Origin of the sequence: Arachidicoccus rhizosphaerae (genome assembly GCF_900107765.1) — a bacterium.
Taxonomy (GTDB): Bacteria; Bacteroidota; Bacteroidia; order Chitinophagales; family Chitinophagaceae; genus Arachidicoccus; species Arachidicoccus rhizosphaerae.
In genome coordinates this window covers 56,165-73,942 of sequence record NZ_FNQY01000005.1, presented here as the reverse complement: position 1 = coordinate 73,942, position 17,778 = coordinate 56,165, and the positions used below count along the sequence as shown (strand labels likewise).

Sequence of the window (17,778 nt, the reverse complement as noted above, 5' to 3'; positions counted from 1 at the left end):
GCTATTTAGATGAGCATGTTATCAATAAGGCGAACCTGTCCCAAAAATGCTGCAACTAAAATCACCACATCCATGCCGGTCTGATACTGCTGAATCGGACTCAGATTATTAGGATGACAAATGGCTACATAGTCAATGGGACCAAAGCCTGCAGCCATTAATTGGCTGCTCATTTCTTGTTCCAGGGTTCTGGGATCGGTATCCTTAATGTGTTGTCTGCCATAGAGTAAGGCCTTTGAAATAGCAGTGGCTTGCTGTAATTCCTGCTGGCTGAGCCTGGCATTGCGACTGCTGAGCGCGAGTCCAGTTTGCTCTCTGTGAGTAGGGCTGGTAACGAGTTTTGTTTGACTTCCAATGAGTTCTATCAATTTAGTCACCACTTTTACTTGCTGAAAATCCTTTTGGCCCATAATGATATAGCTCGGTTTGATCAGCGTCAACAGGCGGTCTATGACTTCCGCCACTCCCTGGAAATGTCCTGGTCTGTGAGCCCCTTCCAGAACTGTTTCAATTTGACCTAAATCATAGTGTTTTTTAGGTGAATCCTTAGGGTAGATTTCTTCAACCGTGGGCAGAAAAAGGTAGTCGACTTTTGCAGATTCGAGCAGCGTAATATCCTGATCCGTTGTAATTGGATATTTTTTTAGATCTTCAGGGTCATTAAACTGTGTCGGGTTGACAAAAATGCTGCAAATGGTAACGTCGGCTATTTTCCGGGACTGTTCTATCAGGGATAAGTGTCCCTCGTGGAGGGCTCCCATTGTAGGAACAAACCCTGTTGATTTTCCAGTCTTATGAATACTGGCAACTACTTTATTTAAATCGGCTACTTTTTTTAATATAATCATTATTATCAATATATGGAAGGCCGCAAAGTAATCATTTGAGTTATTTTTCTTACCTTTGCAAACCTATTGAGGACAAAATTGGTATAAGAATGTCTAATAAAAAAAGAATTTTATTTATTTCTACAGAAATGTCTCCCTATCTAGAGCTGACAGAATACGCAGAAATTATTAACAAATTAGCGATTAAAAGTAATGATTCAGGATTGGAAGTCCGTTGTATTATGCCCAGGTTTGGTGTAATCAATGAAAGACGCCACCGCTTACATGAGGTCGTTCGATTGTCCGGTATCAATGTAGCCATAGATAATGATGATTTTCCACTGCAGATAAAAGTTGCATCACTGCCCAATGCCAGATTACAGGTTTATTTTCTGGATAATGACGAATTCTTTAAAAGAAAGTTCGTTTTTCACGATGAAAATGAGAACTGGTTTGATGACAACGGATTAAGATCTATTTTCTTTTGTAAGGGAGCGCTGGAAACTGTAAAAAAATTCGGCTGGCCTCCGGACATCATCCATTGTAGTGGATGGATGAGTGCACTTATACCTCTTTATATTAAGACAGCCTATAAGAAAGACCCTGTCTTTACCAATAGTAAAGTACTCTATTCCGTTGGTGGACAGACCTTTGAAGAAAATTTCGATAAAGATTTTATTAAACAGGCGACCATCAATAATAATGTCAAAAGTAAGGACCTGGAGGTCTTTAAAACGGCAGATAATTTAGGAATGAATCGTGGTGGTGCTACCTATGCTGATGGAATTATTTTTGCTTCTGACAGTGTAGACAAGCAATTAATTACTGAGTTTTCTAAAGCAAAAGGTAAAAAAATCCTTCCATTTAAAGGGTGGGAGACTGATTTAACAGAGTATTTAGAATTGTATAACGAGATTGCGCCTTAATCGTTTATTGCGCTTTAAGTAGGAGCGGGGGTTACATCTCTCCCGCCTCTGCATACAGATAGAATGTAACCTGAGGCTACATCTCTTCAGGTTGGATCCAATATAGGAGAAAGCAGCATTATGTTGTTTTTCTTTATAATATCAGGTTGTACTCCAGAGCCACATCTCTTTGGTAGTCAATAGATTTATATTGTAACTATTATGGGGCATCATGTATGTCGGTAAAGCCTTTAAATATTATCTAATAAACCGCAGATAATCAGTGAATCAAAAAAAAATCTGGATTATTGCTGCCCTGACACTAGGTGTTCTGGCCGCATGTACCAAAGAAATTACAACTACGCTTGGAAAAGACTTTATTCCGCCCATTGACGGGGTTCATGTCAAAGACACTTTAATAGATGTTTTTGGTAAAACCTGGGGAGATGACAGTGCTTCTGTACCCATTACTTCCCTGAATGTATTAGGCAATACAAACAGTTCAGTTTTCGGTCAAACAAATGCCTCTATTAATGTTCAAATGCAGCCAGCCATTGATTCTTTCAGCTTCCCTGTTTCCAGTGATAGCCTGACACTGGATTCTGTCGTATTGGTATTGGCTACAGGAGGGGGTGTTTATGGAGACTCTACCCAATCCCTGGCATTTAGAGTATATGAAATCGATCAGAGTGCTGAATTTGGTGTAGATAATAATTATCCTTACCGCACTACCACTGCTTTTCCCCGCGCAGCAGAGTTGACCTATAATGACGCGGCAAAAAGCATATTACCTACAACGACCAATGATTCCGTAAAAGTATATAAGGATACTACCACCAATCAACTCAGAATCCGATTAAAGGATGATTTTGGTAATCGTTTATTAAAAGAATATACGTTTAACCATGAATATCAGACGGATAGCACATTTTTGCTTGCTTTTAAGGGCTTTCAGATCGTACCTGAAAATACCGGTAACGCACTTTTGCCCATCGTACTAAGCGGAACGAATACCAAATTGGCCATTTACTATTCTTATCTTAAAAAAGATACGGCCGGAAGGGATACGGCAGTTGCCTATTTCAGGCCTACTTCCAATTCGGCCAGTTCCAATTATATTAAAAAAGACCGGACTGGATCTCAGTTGGATGCAGTATTTCCAACGGGAGATACCACTCAAAGTGATCCTTATCTGTATTTTGAAGCTTCCCCAGGGGTTTATTCCCGGGTGAAACTGCCTGATTTGGCCAGCTTCCCTAAATCTTTAATTTATAAGGCCGAGTTAATTGTTCATAGCGATAATGACCCGGCAGATACCAAAGGCAATCTGATTGATCCGCCGAATCTGTTTGTGGCTGCCTATGATTCCGCGAACAAGCGCAGGGAGATGTTAACCGGTGATGTAACAGCAACCACGCTTAGTTCGGGACTGAGTTATTATTATGCGACAGATGCATCTTCCATCAGCACGCTGGGAAGTTACCCTTATAAAGTGGCAGATCCTGATAAAATCGTAGACTCTGTTTACCGCTACCAGTTAAATATTACCCATTATGTTCAAAATATTATTTTGGGCAAAACGGTCAATAAACCTCTGGATATTTATAGTCCTGGTACCGGTGACAGCCTTTATGCACCAAATCTAGGGCAATATATCAGTATAGGTACTTCTACTTCCAGTGGTTCATTATTGCCACTCAATTATCCATCCATAGGTCATGTCCGGGTGAAAGGCCCCGCAAATTCTACGCGCAAATTACAATTGCATATTGTATATTCGCAGGTTAAAGAGTAGTTTAAATATTTATTGACCTAAAAACAGTATAGAAGATGCCTTATTTATTCACTTCTGAGAGTGTGTCAGAAGGACATCCTGATAAAGTAGCGGATCAGATTTCTGATGCCCTCATCGATAACTTTCTGGCCTTTGACCCTAACAGTAAAGTTGCCTGTGAAACACTGGTAACTACCGGTCAGGTGGTGTTAGCCGGAGAGGTGAAATCAAATGCTTATCTGGATGTACAGGAAATCGCCCGCGGCGTAATCCGTAAAATTGGCTATACAAAGAGTGATTATATGTTTGAAGCCAACAGCTGCGGTGTGCTTTCTGCCATTCACGAGCAGTCTGCTGATATTAACCAAGGGGTTGTCAGAAAGAAAAAAGAAGACCAGGGTGCAGGAGATCAGGGAATGATGTTTGGTTATGCTACCAACGAAACAGAGAATTATATGCCCTTGGCACTGGATTTAGCACATACGTTACTTATTGAACTGGCTGAGTTACGCAGAGAAAATAAGGCGATTAAATATCTGCGTCCAGATGCAAAAAGTCAGGTGACCCTGGAATATGATGATAATAATAAGCCTACCAGGATCGATGCCATTGTAATCTCTACCCAGCATGATGATTTTGATACGGAAGAAAAAATGCTCGCCAAGATAGAAAAGGATATTAAATCTATTTTAATCCCAAGAGTGATTAAAAAGTATCCGGCTTATAAGCATTTTTTCAGCGGTAATATCAAGTTTCACGTGAATCCAACCGGCAAGTTTGTGATTGGTGGCCCTCATGGAGATACGGGGCTTACCGGCCGTAAAATCATTGTAGATACCTATGGCGGAAAAGGTGCCCACGGAGGCGGAGCCTTCAGTGGAAAGGATCCCAGCAAAGTGGATCGTTCTGCGGCTTATGCCACCCGGCATATCGCTAAAAATCTGGTTGCAGCCGGCGTCGCTGATGAGGTTCTGGTTCAGGTATCCTATGCGATTGGTGTAGCAAAACCTATGGGTGTTTATGTCAATACCAACGGCACGGCCAATGTTGAATTGACCGATGGGGAAATCTCAAAGATTGTTGAAGGTATCTTTGATATGCGTCCTTATTTTATTGAGTCCCGATTAAAGCTCAGAAATCCAATTTACAGTGAAACAGCAGCTTATGGTCATATGGGCCGTAAAAATGAAATAGTCACTAAAGAGTTTATTTCCCCGGATGGCAAAAAAGTTAAGCATAAAGTGGAACTGTTTACCTGGGAAAAACTGGATTACGTAAATAAGATCAAAAAAGCCTTTAAGATTAAATAGGCCAAAATAGTTATAGTAGCGTTGAGTAAAGGCTGTAATCGTCTTTGCTTATACAATAATTTTTTAACCAGTGCTTTTAGAAGATTTCTTAAAAGCACTGGTTTTTTGTATTTTCGCAATAAGAAATCAAGTATTCTGAAACCAGCTCATGCGGTTTTATCAAATCGAGTAAAATGCACGTATATCGTGATATTCAAAATCTTCCTTTCATAGAAAACGCCGTCATTACGATAGGTACTTTTGATGGTGTACATTTGGGGCATCAGAAAATTATAGATCAATTAAAAAAAGAGGCTCAACGCATCGGTGGCCAGACGGTGATTGTGACCTTCTACCCTCACCCGCGTAAGATTGTACATAAGGAACAGGCTCCTTTAATGCTGCTCACGACTTTATCAGAAAAACTCCATTTGCTGGAATCATATGGTATAGATCATGTGGTGGTAGTCCCATTTAATGAAGGCTTTGCAGAACAGACGGCGGCTTCTTATGTAGAAGATTTTCTGGTCTCTAAACTGCATCCGAGAGTAGTGATCATCGGCTATGACCATAAGTTTGGTAAAGACCGCAAAGGGGACTATACCACGCTGGAGCATTATGGCAAACTCCATGGCTTTTCTGTTATTGAAATCCCTGAAAAGGTGCTTAATGAAGTAACCGTCAGCTCTACAGCTATCAGGGCTGCTGTGAAAGCAGGTGAGGTGAAAACCGCCTTGTCGCTCATGGGACATCCGTATGCATTATCCGGGCATGTAGAAAAGGGCAATCAGCTGGGGCGAACCATTGGTTATCCGACGGCTAATATCCATGAACCAGAACCTGATAAGTTGCTGCCGGCTTTTGGTATTTATGCCGTCCAGGTTAGGATGGAATCGGGGGACGTGTTGGATGGTATGCTGAGCATTGGAATACGGCCTACCATTGGAGAGAGCCCTATGACCATTGAGGTCAATATTTTTGATTTTAACCAAGATATCTACGGCCAGCACCTTAGTGTATTATTTATTGAAAGACTGCGTGATGAGCTTAAATTTGACGGACTGGAACCACTAAAAGCAGCGCTGGGGCGTGATGAGCTGAATACAAAAGAGGCGCTGAGTCGCTATAAGAAGCAAAGGGGTAGTGGCTTATGAGCGCGTAAGTAGCTGAATTTGAATGATTTTAGATAGACTGCCAAATAGCTGCTTTTTATCAGGTGTTATCTGTTGCATAAATTTTGCGGGTACTTATACCTGGCTCATTTTAAAATTGCCGCTATGTTTATACGCTACAAGGATAAATTTCCCGGATTAGCTACGCTGTGGGACGAGTACAGCTGCTTTCAGGAGCGGCTTGAATTATCCGCTAAGCAGCTGTTGTTGAAAGAAGGCAGTCATGCCAGATATTATTACGCCGTTGAAAAAGGGGCCGTAAGGGCATTTCTGATTTCGGCCAGTGGTGAGGATAAGACCGTTCAGTTTTTCTTTGAGGGTGATGGATTAAGCTCTTTTGAGAGCTTTATGCGGGAGGTCCCCAGCGCCTTTACGCTCGAAACTTTAGAGCCTACGGTCGTCATAAGGATTCCCAGAGAAAAAGTGATGGATTTACTCAGTCAGCTGAGATCTTCCCCGGAATATATGGATATCCTCCTCTACATATTCAGTGACCGCCAAATTCACTATATGCAGGAATTTGTCTCTTTTTTGCGGGATAGTCCGCTTCAGCGCTATGAAAATCTGATTAGAGAACGTAGTTTTATCCCGCAAAGGGTCGCGCAGCATTATATTGCCTCTTATCTGGGAATCAGCGCCGTACATCTTAGCAGAATCAAGGCAAAACTGGCTGGCAGGTAAGATTTGATAACATATGTTATCGTCATCAGTAAAAGTGCTTTATAATTTTGCTCCATAAATGTAAAAACAATGAAAGCAATTGTAATGTATCCGGGTGGCGCTGCCCCCGAAATAGGAGAAAGAGAGGTACCGATCGAAAATAGTGACCAGCAGCTGTTCATTAAAATGCGGGCTGCGGCTATTAAAAACCTGGATAAAATGAGAGCCAGCGGCAAGCATTATTCCAGTGAGCTTCGGCCCGAAGGGCAGGTCGTGGGCACTGACGGCGTGGGTATTACAAAGGATGGGAAAAGATATTACGGTTTTAGTCAAACCGGAATACTGGCTGAATATAGCCTGATTGATAAGGCTTTTGCGGTGCCTATTCCAGATGGGTTAGATGACAGCCGTGCGGCTGCCATCCCAAATGCTGTTATGGGATCTGCCATGGCTTTACTGTTTAGAGCAAAATTGCGTCCTGGAGAAACAGTATTGATTAATGGCGCTACCGGTGTAACTGGCAGGATGGCCATTCAGGTAGCAAAACATTATGGAGCGGCTAAGGTGATTGTGACTGGCAGAAATAAAGCGGCCTTTGCGGAACTTGAGGCTTTGGGTGCCGATCAGTGGCTAACGCTTAGTGAGGATCAGGCCTTATTAACATCTGAGCTGGCGGGGCTGCATCAGCAGTATGCTATAGATATTGTGCTGGATTATCTGTGGGGGGCCTCTGCAGAGGCCATCCTGAATGGCATTAAAGGTAAAGGTGGCTTTGCTCACGGGGTTAGGTTTGTATCGATTGGTGGCATGACAGGCGACTTAATTAGTTTGTCTTCCAGTATTTTACGCAGTACCCCTATTGTGCTGATGGGATCAGGCCTCGGATCCTGGACAAAGGAGGAGGTCGGAAAGCATATTAAAGAAATATTGCCGGAATTCTTTGATCTGGCTGCAGCAGGTCAACTTCAAATTGAGACGAAAGACTACGGTGTGTCGCAGTTAGCGGAGCTGTGGGAGGCAAAACTACCCAGCGGAGTAAGAGCCGTTATTGATTTGGATGGATTGTAACTGATTGACGATAATTAATTAAAATATGTTGTTTTAAAGAATCTGTTAGAAATGACAGATTTTTTAAAAAATATTTGTGTAGTTATATGGCTACTCTTATATTTGTAGTCAAATGGCTAAATGTTTTTTAGCTTTTAAAAGCAGGAGAAGAGGATATGAAATTAAGAAGAGATGTATTCCAGGCCTTAGCTGATCCAACCAGAAGAGCGATACTGCTTATGGTAGCCACCCAGTCCATGACTGCCGGGGCCATCGCCCAGGGTTTTGATGCGGCCAGGCCGACTATATCCAAGCACCTGTCCATTTTGACGGAGTGTGCGCTCGTTGTTAGCCATAAGGATGGACGGGAAATTTATTATGATGTCAATGCGGCCAAGATGAAAGAGGTAGATGATTTTCTAACGCCTTTTCGTAAGATGTGGGAAGCGCGCTTTGATAAACTGGAAGCGGTAATGAAAAATTATACAGCGCAGCAGGACCAGGATAAAGGGGGGAAATCGTAAACGGATTTTAGGGGAAAGGGAAAAGCAGGAAGCGGTAAGTAAGCCGAGGCTTTACATGGTGGCAGCATATATGCGTTTAATCAGACCAGTAACCTGTATTTAATGACTTTAAATAAACGAAAATGGAACTAAAAACGAAAATTAAAGCAGAGCCGGGTGAACAACAGTTACTCATTACAAGGAATTTTGATCTGCCGGTAGCGCTGCTGTTCAAAGCTTTTGACAGTGCTGAACTACTGGGTAATTGGATGGGGACCCAGGTGACAATCTTAGAAAACAAGCCCTTGGGTAAATACCATTTTGAGACAAAGGATCCTAGTGGTAACGTGGTATTTGAAGCGAGCGGTACCATTCATAGTATAGAGCAGGATAAACTGATTGTCCGCACTTTTGAGATGGCAAATGCCCCGTTTGGTGCTCAGCTGGAGTTTTTAAATTTTAAAGCCCTTGGTGACAGCGATAACCAAAGCGTACTTGAAATGCAGGTAATCTACCGCTCAAAAGAGATTCGGGATCAAATGCTGAAACTGCCCTTTGCCAGTGGTATCAGTAAAGCACATGACCGGCTGGAGGCTTTAATGCGTGAAGGTGCGTGATAGATACGAGTGCTTTAAGAGCCTGTCGCTTTCTTATTTAATACATCTTTATTTTAAATCGTCTTATGAAACATCAAAAACTTAGAAAGATAATTTATTGGGTAGCCACCATATGGCTGGCACTCGGACTGGTTTCCACTGGGTTGGTTCAGCTGCTAGGTACAGCTGAAGGAGTAGGCGGCGCTGAAATGATGAAAAGCCTGGGCTATCCCTTATATTTAATGACACTTTTAGGAGTACTTAAAATGATGGGCGCCGTTGTGCTATTGATTCCTGGACTAGCACTCGTAAAACAATGGGCTTATGCCGGTATTGGTTTTCTTGTTATTGGCGCGGTCTACTCGCATCTGGCTGTGGGTGGTGCTGTGACAAGTATACTACCCGCTTTATTAATATTTATATTGACGGTAGTGTCTTTAGTTTGTTTACCACTAAACAGAAAATTTATGGTAACTTACCCATAAATAATTAAGCCATGGAACCTAAAGTAGCGTTTTATTTTGAGTTGGAGACTCCTTTTCAGGATCAGGTGAAGCTCTTAAGGGAGATTGTCCTATCTACCGGACTGGAAGAGACTTTAAAATGGGGCCAGCCCTGTTATATGCAGGGTAAGCGTAATATTGTATTGATTCACCATTTTAAAGAATATTGCGCCTTGCTCTTTTTTAAGGGCGCTTTATTGCAGAACCCAAAAGGGTTATTGATTCAGCAGACAGCGCAGGTGCAGGCCGCCAGACAGATGCGCTTTACAGATATAAAAACAATTAAAGCCCAGAAAGCAGATATCAAGGCCTATATCTATGAGGCCATTGCGGTAGAAGAGGCAGGTATTGCCGTACCTATGAAAAAATTAACGGATTATCCGGTTCCAGCGCTCTTACAGGCAGCCTTTAAAAAAGAACCTGCCTTTAAAAAGGCGTTTAATGGCCTTACGCCGGGTAGACAAAGGGCTTATCTATTGTATTTTGCCCAACCCAAGCAGGAGAAAACGGTGCTTAGCCGAATAGAGAAATATAAGCCTCAGATTTTGGCGGGCAAGGGACTCAATGACTAAAATCAGATGGAGTGAAGTACGTTGCTTAAAAGGGGCGTTTTGATAGAATTTGGCTGGGGTTTATTTTGAAAATCCTCTGTAAGGTACAACCAGTGTGCTTTACAGAGGATTTTTTATAACTAGCCAAAAACGACAAAAAAACACGTTTTTGGCTAGTTAGTGGCACACTAATCAGCTAAAAAAATATAATGAATTGAATAATATAATTAACAATATTATGTAAATAAAGATATGTACTCATATTGCTTGTGCTGTTCAGTATTTTTATAAAACGAGTTCTTTGTATAAAAAAGAAGATTTGGCTAATTAAGTGTCCTATAACTAGCCAAAAACTGAAATTTATTGTATTTTTGGCTAGTTAAGGTTCGTATAATCAGCCAGAAAAATATAATCTATTTATTATTATCTTTATACGAATTATTAAAAAGTATATGTAATAATTAAATTTAGCTTTTATGGATTTTTTTGTTGGACGTAAGCAGGAGAAACTCGAATTGGACAAACTGGTTAAACTAAACAGACCCACCTTTTTGGCGATTTATGGGCGAAGGAGAGTGGGGAAAACCTATTTTATCAAGTCGTATTTTCAGGAGAAGTTCGACTTCTATTGCACTGGACTGTTCAATAAATCCACTAAAGCACAGCTCTCTAATTTTTTAGGGGCCATTGAAAACTATTCCAATTCAAATATAAATACCGCAGATATTAATGATTGGTTTGGTGCATTTCGGGTATTACAAAAGTTGTTAGAATCAAAGGGAGAGAAGCGGAAAATTATTTTTTTGGATGAGTTACCCTGGATGGATACCTCTAGATCAGAGTTTATCTCGGCTCTTGAGCTATTTTGGAATGCATGGGCAAGTACAAGAAATGACATCTTTCTGATAGTGTGCGGCTCTGCTGCCAGTTGGATGTTAAATAAATTGATTATGGGCAGGGGTGGTTTGTATAACAGGGTAACGCACCGGATGCAGTTAGCGCCCTTTACACTCAGAGAAACGGAGGAGTTTATCTTAAAAAAGGGCGATGGATTTACCAGGTATAATATTATGCAGTTTTATATGGTAATGGGCGGTATTCCATTTTATCTGGAAGATATAGATCCAAAGAAAAGCGCTGCTCAGAATATCAATGATATGGCTTTTGGCGAGAATGGGAAGTTAAGAACTGATTTTTACGGGGTCTATAATTCCCTGTTTAAAAATGAAGCGCAGCATATTGCCGTAGTAAAAGCATTGGCCAAAAAAAGTATGGGGCTGACCAGAGAGGAACTGGCTCAAATGACAAAGCTAGCCAGTGGGGGCTCATTGACTAAAATTTTGATGGAACTGGAACAGAGTAATTTTATTCGCAAATACAATGCATTTGGGAAGAAAAAATATGGCGTTTTGTATCAATTGGTAGATTTTTATTCGCTTTTCTATTTAAAGTTTATAGAAGGTACAAGTGTTGATGATGCCAATAATTGGATAAACGGAATTGATGACCCAAGTTATAGGGCTTGGAGTGGTTATGCCTTTGAACTAATTGGCTTGACACATGTAACTGATATTAAGCGGGCATTGAGAATTGATATGATTCAAACTAATACTTCTTGCTGGTTGGGTAGTGATGGTGAGCGAAAAGCCCAGATTGATCTGGTCATTGACAGGAGGGACCAGATCATCAATTTATTTGAATTTAAATTCTCGATGAATTTTATTAGTGTGAATAAAGAAATGGCAGATAACCTAAGGAATAAAATAGGTGTTTTTGCCAGTAGCACAAAAACGAGAAAAGGCATTTTTATGATAATGATTACCCCTTATGGTGTAAAAGAGAATAACCACTTCCACTCAGTCATCCATAGTCAGTTAACCATGGATATATTTTTTGATTAAAAGGGTTATGACGCTGTGTGCTCGGTAAAATTTATGGGTTGTCTGAGTTTCAATAGGTTAATTGAACGCATGCCGTTTTTTCACTGATTTTCACGATATTTGAATAATCTTTCTCGTGGCTTTTGGGATGCATCCAGTACGCAGTCCCGTTTTGACTAGTCGGGGGAGTGCCATGAAAACAGATTTAACTTATATGAGTGCAATCGCATTTATTGATACAGAAATAGATCCAGATAGCAAAAAGTTGCTGGATATCGGCGGGATAAAAGATGATGGAAGTCGTTATCATAATCCCTCGGTTGCTGGATTTATGGAATTTATTAAAGGAAGCGCATTTGTTTGTGGTCATAATATATTAGCTCATGACCTTCATTTTGTTGGAAACTCTGTATTAAATGCGGGTATTGGACAGGATTACTATATCGATACCCTGCTACTCTCTGCGCTGCTATTCCCCAAAAATCCTTACCACAAGCTGGTTAAAGATGATAAACTGCAATCAGATTCGCTGAATAATCCTTTAAATGATGCTATCAAGGCCAGGGACTTGTTTTATGACGAAATCAACAGCTTTTATCAGCTGGATGCTCAGATGCAGGCAATCTTCTGGGGTTTACTGTCTAAGGAAGCGCGTTTTACGGGTTTTTTTAATTACCTGCGTGTAAATAGCCCCCTGCATTATAATAATGAAAATCCGGAAGCGCTTATCCGCTTAAAGTTCGGGGATTTGATCTGCGCTGAGGCAACTCTTAATGATTTTATTGAGAAATCGCCTGTTGAACTGGCTTATGCATTAGCACTGATAGCGGTCAATGATCGCTATTCAATAACACCGCCCTGGGTCGTGAAGAATTTTCCTAGGGTGGATCAGCTGATGTATCTGTTAAGAAGTAAACCTTGTCTGAAGGGCTGTGGCTATTGTGATAAGAAATGGGATATCCATAAAGCACTTAAGGATATCTTCGGCTTTACTGCTTTTAGACGTTATGAGGGCAGGGACTTGCAAAAGGAGGCTGTCCAGGCTGCGGTTGGCGATAAGTCGCTTTTAGCCGTGTTCCCGACGGGCGGTGGCAAATCTATTACCTTTCAGTTGCCGGCCCTCATGAGTGGAGAAGCGGTAAAAGGACTGACGGTGGTCATTGCTCCCCTGCAATCACTTATGAAAGACCAGGTGGATAATTTGGAGGGGAAAAATATTACGGAGGCAGTCATGATTAATGGGCTTCTGGATCCGATTGCCAGGTCCAAGGCTATTGAGCGGGTGGAAAATGGCAGTGCCGCTTTATTATATATCTCGCCTGAGTCTTTAAGATCCAGAACCATGCAGCGATTACTGCTGGGCCGGAAAATTGTGCGCTTCGTTATTGATGAGGCCCACTGTTTTTCTGCCTGGGGCCAGGACTTTAGAATTGACTATACCTATATCGGACCTTTTATCAGGGAGCTACAAGCGCAAAAAGGGCTATCTGACCCAATACCGGTCTCCTGCTTTTCTGCCACCGCTAAAAAGAATGTGATTGAAGATATCAAGGCCTATTTTAAGCAGCACCTGAATCTGGAGATGCTGGAATTTACAGCTAGTGCTGCAAGAACGAATCTCCATTATTCGGTGATTCCCATAGAAACAGAAACGGAGCGGTATCAAAAGCTGAGAAATCTGATTTATGATGGCAATTGCCCGACTATTGTTTATGTATCCAGGACCAAAAAGGCTTATGATCTGGCCCAAAGACTGGTGGAGGATGGCGTGGAGGCCAGGCCTTATCATGGCAAGATGGAAGTGCAGGAGAAAACGGAGAATCAAAATGCTTTTTTGAGTGGCGCAGTAAATGTTATGGTGGCAACCTCTGCCTTTGGCATGGGGGTGGATAAAAAGGATGTCGGCATGGTGATCCACTATGAAATCTCGGATTCTCTGGAAAACTATGTACAGGAAGCAGGTAGAGCTGGCAGAGATGAGGATATTCTGGCCAGCTGTTATGTGTTGTATAATGAGGAGGATTTAAGTCAGCATCTATTGCTGCTCAATCAGACCAAATTAACCATCAAAGAAATCCAACAGGTCTGGAAAGCCATCAAGGATTTAACGAGACTTAGGGCAAAAGTGTCTAATTCTGCACTTGAGATTGCCAGAAAGGCTGGATGGGAGGATAATATTAAGGATGTAGAGACTAGAGTAAATACCGCTATTGCCAGTCTGGAAAATGCGGGCTTTTTAGAGCGGGGCCAAAATATGCCCAGGGTCTATGCCAGTAGTATGCTCGTTAAAAATGCGGATGAAGCGGTTGGTAGAATTAACCAGTCAAACCGGTTTACCCCGCAACAAAAAGAAGACGGTGCAAGGATTGTAAGAAAACTGATTTCCAGCAGGAGCCGTAAACAAGTAGCAGATGAGGTGCCAGAGTCCAGGGTGGATTATATCAGTGATCATCTGGGGATTGTAAAAGAAGAAGTAATACGGATTGTGAACCTGTTAAGGGAGGAAGGCATATTGGCAGATAATAAGGATTTGTCGGTTTATATTAAAAAAGGAGAAAAACAAAGCCGGGTACTGGATATCCTTAGAACCTACGGGCAACTTGAGCAGTTTTTGCTGCAGCAGTTTTCGGATCGTTCCATGCCCTTTCATCTAAAGCAACTCAATGCAGCGGCAGCGCTTACAGGCATCGATGGTGTAAATCCCGGCAAAATAAAGGTCTTGCTGAATTATTTGTCCACTTCGGGATGGATAAAGCGGAGATTTGCCGGAGGTAGCCCTTATCATTTTGAGGCGGAATGTCTGCAAAAAGTGGAAGTATTACAGGGGAAAATGGAAAAGCGACACGCGCTAAGTCGTTTTATTCTCCAGTTTTTATTTAAAAGGGCAGGGGAGAGGGAAAGTAAGGTTGTGGAGATCGCCGGGAATAATGCCCCTGAATCCCTGGTGTTATTTTCTGAACAGGAACTTAAAAATGCCTATCAGCAGCAACTCCATTTATTTGACAAAGAGCCGGTCAGTAATACCGAAATAGAAGATGCTTTATATTATTTGTCCAGAATAGAAGCCATTAAAATTGAAGGCGGTTTTATGGTCTCTTATAACGGACTAACTATTGAACGTCTTGAAAAAGATAATAAGAAAAGGTTTACCAAACAGGATTATCAAAACCTGTATCTGTTTTACGAGAACAGGGTTCAGCAAATCCATATCGTAGGGGAGTATGCCCAAAAAATGGTAGAAGACTATACGGCAGCCCTGAATTTTACAGAGGATTACTTTAAGCTAAACTACGGCGCTTTTCTAAGAAAATATTTCCCGGGTAGTAAGGCTGAGGAGTTAAGTCGCAAAATTACCCATAAGAAATTTCAGCAGCTCTTCGGCGAACTGTCCCCGGCTCAACACGCCATTATCCAGGATCAGCAAAGTCAGTATATTGTTGTAGCTGCCGGACCAGGTAGCGGTAAAACAAGGATTTTGGTGCATAAGATGGCTGCCTTGCTCTTGATGGAGGACATAAAGCATGAGCAGCTATTGATGCTTACTTTTTCCAGAGCAGCGGCAACGGAACTTAAAAAAAGACTGATTCAGCTGGTGGGTGCAGCGGCTTATTATATAGATGTCAAGACTTTTCATGCGTATGCTTTTGATTTACTGGGGAAAATAGGTAGTGTTGATGAGTCTAGGGAGGTGATTATAAAGACTGTACAAAAGATTAAAGATAAAGAGGTAGACATCAGCCGGGTTACCAAAACAGTCATGGTTATTGATGAAGCACAGGATATGGACCAGCATGAGTTTGCCCTGGTAGAAGCTTTAATGCAGCAAAATGAAGGGATGCGGGTGATTGCTGTGGGCGATGATGATCAGAACATTTATGGGTTCCGCGGTGCTAGTGCGGAGTATATGGAGCGGCTGATTACTGAGTTTGGTGCGAAGTCTTATGATTTGATTGAAAATTATAGAAGTAAGGCCAATCTGGTGGATTTTACCAATCAATTTGCTAAAACTATTTTCCACCGGTTAAAAAATAACCCGATTGTAGCCGTTGATCAAGATAAGGGGCGCTTGAAAGTGGTGCATTATGCTAATAAAAATCTGATTGTACCGTTAGCGGATGCCGTTAAATCGGCGGACCTTATTGGAACGACCTGTGTCCTTACTAAAACAAACGACCAGGCGCTACAGGTGATGGGACAGTTACTGATGGCTGGGCTTCCTGCCAGATTTATTCAGAGTAACCGGGCCTTTAAATTACCCGCTTTGGCAGAGCTTCGTTATTTTGTAGAGCTACTTGGAACAACTTCTGATCAAAAGGTGATCGATCATGACACATGGAAGGAGGCCATCAGAATTTTAAAATCCAGTTTTCAAAGAAGTGCCAATCTGGATTTATGCCTGAATCTGATTCGGGATTTTGAACAGATTAGCCCTAAATCCAGGTATAAATCTGATTTGAATTTATTTATTGAGGAGTCCAGGCTAGAGGACTTTTATAGGGAAAAAGGGGAATTGATTTATGTGTCTACCATTCATAAAGCCAAAGGAAAGGAATTTGACCAGGTATTTATGTTATTGGAAGACGCACAGCTACGTACAGATGAGGATAGAAGAGCGCTTTATGTAGGTATGACCCGGGCAAAGAACTATTTAAATATTCATCTGAATGGGGATTATTTAAATGGCATATCGGCTGAGGGGTTGCAGTGGGTAGAAAATCAACAGCAGTATCTGGCCCCTGCAGAAATCTTGGTGCCGCTGGACATGACGCAAATATACCTCGGACATAGCCGCAAGGAGCAAGGTTCTATTGGACAGTTGGTCAGTGGTGACGCCTTGACAGTGGTGGAAGGAGGATGTTTAAACCAAAAAGGAATCCGGGTGGTGCAGTTCTCAAAAGAATTTACAAGATTTGTGGAAAAACAAGCCTCACAGGGCTTTAAGGTGGTCCGCGCAGAGGTGAACTTCATTGTCCATTGGTGGGACAAGGAAAGAGAAAATGAATATAAGGTCGTTTTGCCAAACCTGTATTTTGAGAAAAAAATGATTAGATGAGTTTGAGGATAGGTTGTGCTGCTAAGCTCATCTATCTATTTACCGGCATTTCTAATTATAAAAATTTGGTCTCCTCCCCGGTTAATATCTGTTGGATAATTCGCCGTGTGGTAGAAGAAAGTCCGTTAATTTGCCGGATTTGATTAAGGAGTTGTCTTACTTTGGGGTCTTTGTAACTCCGGGCAATGATCTGTCTTTTATTGATATTTGGAGCAATGACCCATTCAAGTACCATCTCTTCCACTTTTTGATTTTTATAAAGAACTGCGGTATAGTTAAGGATGTCCAGGTAGGTATCCAGCCTAAGGTTTTGTATCAGGCAAATAACAATGATCTTTTGGTCGGTAGAATAGGCAGGATCGGCTAAGAAGGATTTGATTTCTTTGATATAAAGATTGCTGTGGATATAAATGCCAGCTAATTTTTTATCCTCTCCGATGGCACCATATCTATTTGTGCGTTCCACAATCGCTGCGCCTTTTAATACTGCTTTCGTAAATGAGACTTTAGTATAGGGTGAATGATCTACGAGCGGTTTTAACATAATGCTGTCCGGCGTTGTTTTTTTGGGAGCCTGATATGGCCTGTTACAAGAAAGCAAGTTGCCGTTTTGTGAGCCTTCCCATAAGAGCATTATAAGCGCAAAGAAATACCAGATAATTTTAGCCATAAAGTCATTGTTTTGGTGTAAACCTTTATTTTACCTGCTTAGCCTTTCAGGCTCGTAATTAGTAGATGCAATTCGACAAATTTAATAATTTCTGCTGAGCATTAAAAGTGTGGAAGGGAAAAGTAAAGATACTGGTTTGTGCATTGATCCGTTGATCCGTTATTGTGGATCATGTTAAAACTGGTCTGGTTTTGGCAAAAGAAAAATCCACCGATTTTACTCTGGTGGATTCTCTTGTTCTTAATTTGTCGGGGCGGCAAGATTCGAACTTGCGACCTCCTGGTCCCAAACCAGGCGCGATGACCGGGCTACGCTACGCCCCGATTGCTGCTTTATTGCGTCAGCGGG

General features: G+C 41.6%; 14 protein-coding genes and 1 tRNA gene. 12 read left to right on the top strand and 3 right to left on the bottom strand.

Annotated elements, in window-relative coordinates; translation table 11 throughout:
* Positions 1-5: 5 nt before the first annotated feature.
* Positions 6-848 carry a pantoate--beta-alanine ligase gene (gene panC, locus BLU80_RS05890; protein WP_091394944.1) on the bottom strand — a complete coding sequence of 281 codons (843 nt, stop codon included), beginning with the start codon at positions 846-848 and terminating at the stop codon, positions 6-8.
* A gap of 89 nt (positions 849-937) precedes the next feature.
* On the opposite strand from panC, the gene BLU80_RS05885 reads away from it, so the two are divergent.
* From BLU80_RS05885 to BLU80_RS05830, 12 genes are all read left to right on the top strand, one after another.
* Positions 938-1,753, top strand: coding sequence for a glycogen/starch synthase (locus tag BLU80_RS05885; RefSeq protein ID WP_091394941.1), 816 nt, complete (start codon positions 938-940; stop codon positions 1,751-1,753).
* Between the two features lie 262 nt (positions 1,754-2,015).
* A complete protein-coding gene (locus BLU80_RS05880) occupies positions 2,016-3,527 on the top strand; it encodes a DUF4270 family protein (RefSeq protein WP_091394938.1) in 1,512 nt (503 codons plus the stop codon).
* A gap of 35 nt (positions 3,528-3,562) precedes the next feature.
* The gene (gene metK, locus BLU80_RS05875; RefSeq protein WP_091394935.1) at positions 3,563-4,816 is read left to right on the top strand and encodes a methionine adenosyltransferase; all 1,254 of its coding nucleotides are present in this window, start codon (positions 3,563-3,565) and stop codon (positions 4,814-4,816) included.
* Between the two features lie 173 nt (positions 4,817-4,989).
* On the top strand, positions 4,990-5,949 hold the full coding sequence (locus BLU80_RS05870; RefSeq protein WP_091394930.1) for a bifunctional riboflavin kinase/FAD synthetase: 960 nt from the start codon (positions 4,990-4,992) through the stop codon (positions 5,947-5,949).
* Positions 5,950-6,072: 123 nt separating this feature from the next.
* Positions 6,073-6,648 carry a Crp/Fnr family transcriptional regulator gene (locus tag BLU80_RS05865; RefSeq protein ID WP_091394927.1) on the top strand — a complete coding sequence of 192 codons (576 nt, stop codon included), beginning with the start codon at positions 6,073-6,075 and terminating at the stop codon, positions 6,646-6,648.
* A 69-nt stretch (positions 6,649-6,717) separates the two neighbouring features.
* The gene (locus tag BLU80_RS05860) at positions 6,718-7,695 is read left to right on the top strand and encodes a quinone oxidoreductase family protein (RefSeq protein ID WP_091394924.1); all 978 of its coding nucleotides are present in this window, start codon (positions 6,718-6,720) and stop codon (positions 7,693-7,695) included.
* Between the two features lie 155 nt (positions 7,696-7,850).
* Positions 7,851-8,198, top strand: a complete 348-nt coding sequence (locus BLU80_RS05855) for a metalloregulator ArsR/SmtB family transcription factor (RefSeq protein WP_091394920.1) — start codon at positions 7,851-7,853, stop codon at positions 8,196-8,198.
* A 122-nt stretch (positions 8,199-8,320) separates the two neighbouring features.
* Positions 8,321-8,794, top strand: a complete 474-nt coding sequence (locus BLU80_RS05850) for an SRPBCC domain-containing protein (protein ID WP_091394917.1) — start codon at positions 8,321-8,323, stop codon at positions 8,792-8,794.
* 65 nt (positions 8,795-8,859) lie between these two features.
* Positions 8,860-9,258 (top strand): DoxX family protein, encoded by a 399-nt coding sequence (locus BLU80_RS05845; RefSeq protein ID WP_091394914.1) that lies wholly within the window; start codon positions 8,860-8,862, stop codon positions 9,256-9,258.
* An 11-nt stretch (positions 9,259-9,269) separates the two neighbouring features.
* Positions 9,270-9,848, top strand: coding sequence for a YdeI/OmpD-associated family protein (locus BLU80_RS05840; protein WP_091394911.1), 579 nt, complete (start codon positions 9,270-9,272; stop codon positions 9,846-9,848).
* 455 nt (positions 9,849-10,303) lie between these two features.
* Complete coding sequence (locus tag BLU80_RS05835) at positions 10,304-11,728, top strand: AAA family ATPase (RefSeq protein WP_091394907.1); 1,425 nt, start codon at positions 10,304-10,306, stop codon at positions 11,726-11,728.
* 193 nt (positions 11,729-11,921) lie between these two features.
* Entirely contained in the window at positions 11,922-16,760 is a 4,839-nt protein-coding gene (locus BLU80_RS05830) for a RecQ family ATP-dependent DNA helicase (RefSeq protein WP_091394904.1), read from the top strand.
* 55 nt (positions 16,761-16,815) lie between these two features.
* Here the strand turns inward: BLU80_RS05830 and BLU80_RS05825 are convergent, their stop codons facing one another.
* Both BLU80_RS05825 and BLU80_RS05820 read right to left on the bottom strand, forming a co-directional pair.
* Positions 16,816-17,430: a hypothetical protein gene (locus tag BLU80_RS05825; protein WP_091394901.1), complete on the bottom strand. Its 615-nt coding sequence runs from the start codon at positions 17,428-17,430 to the stop codon at positions 16,816-16,818.
* 248 nt (positions 17,431-17,678) lie between these two features.
* Positions 17,679-17,753 (bottom strand) — tRNA-Pro (locus BLU80_RS05820).
* Between the last annotated feature and the right edge of the window lie 25 nt (positions 17,754-17,778).

Excerpts from the sequence above, each read along its gene's own strand:
- panC (WP_091394944.1), bottom strand. The coding sequence starts at position 848 with ATGATTATATTAAAAAAAGTAGCCGATTTAAATAAAGTAGTTGCCAGT.
- BLU80_RS05885 (WP_091394941.1), top strand. The coding sequence starts at position 938 with ATGTCTAATAAAAAAAGAATTTTATTTATTTCTACAGAAATGTCTCCC.
- metK (WP_091394935.1), top strand. The coding sequence starts at position 3,563 with ATGCCTTATTTATTCACTTCTGAGAGTGTGTCAGAAGGACATCCTGAT.
- BLU80_RS05870 (WP_091394930.1), top strand. The coding sequence starts at position 4,990 with ATGCACGTATATCGTGATATTCAAAATCTTCCTTTCATAGAAAACGCC.
- BLU80_RS05865 (WP_091394927.1), top strand. The coding sequence starts at position 6,073 with ATGTTTATACGCTACAAGGATAAATTTCCCGGATTAGCTACGCTGTGG.
- BLU80_RS05860 (WP_091394924.1), top strand. The coding sequence starts at position 6,718 with ATGAAAGCAATTGTAATGTATCCGGGTGGCGCTGCCCCCGAAATAGGA.
- BLU80_RS05855 (WP_091394920.1), top strand. The coding sequence starts at position 7,851 with ATGAAATTAAGAAGAGATGTATTCCAGGCCTTAGCTGATCCAACCAGA.
- BLU80_RS05850 (WP_091394917.1), top strand. The coding sequence starts at position 8,321 with ATGGAACTAAAAACGAAAATTAAAGCAGAGCCGGGTGAACAACAGTTA.
- BLU80_RS05845 (WP_091394914.1), top strand. The coding sequence starts at position 8,860 with ATGAAACATCAAAAACTTAGAAAGATAATTTATTGGGTAGCCACCATA.
- BLU80_RS05840 (WP_091394911.1), top strand. The coding sequence starts at position 9,270 with ATGGAACCTAAAGTAGCGTTTTATTTTGAGTTGGAGACTCCTTTTCAG.
- BLU80_RS05835 (WP_091394907.1), top strand. The coding sequence starts at position 10,304 with ATGGATTTTTTTGTTGGACGTAAGCAGGAGAAACTCGAATTGGACAAA.
- BLU80_RS05830 (WP_091394904.1), top strand. The coding sequence starts at position 11,922 with ATGAGTGCAATCGCATTTATTGATACAGAAATAGATCCAGATAGCAAA.
- BLU80_RS05825 (WP_091394901.1), bottom strand. The coding sequence starts at position 17,430 with ATGGCTAAAATTATCTGGTATTTCTTTGCGCTTATAATGCTCTTATGG.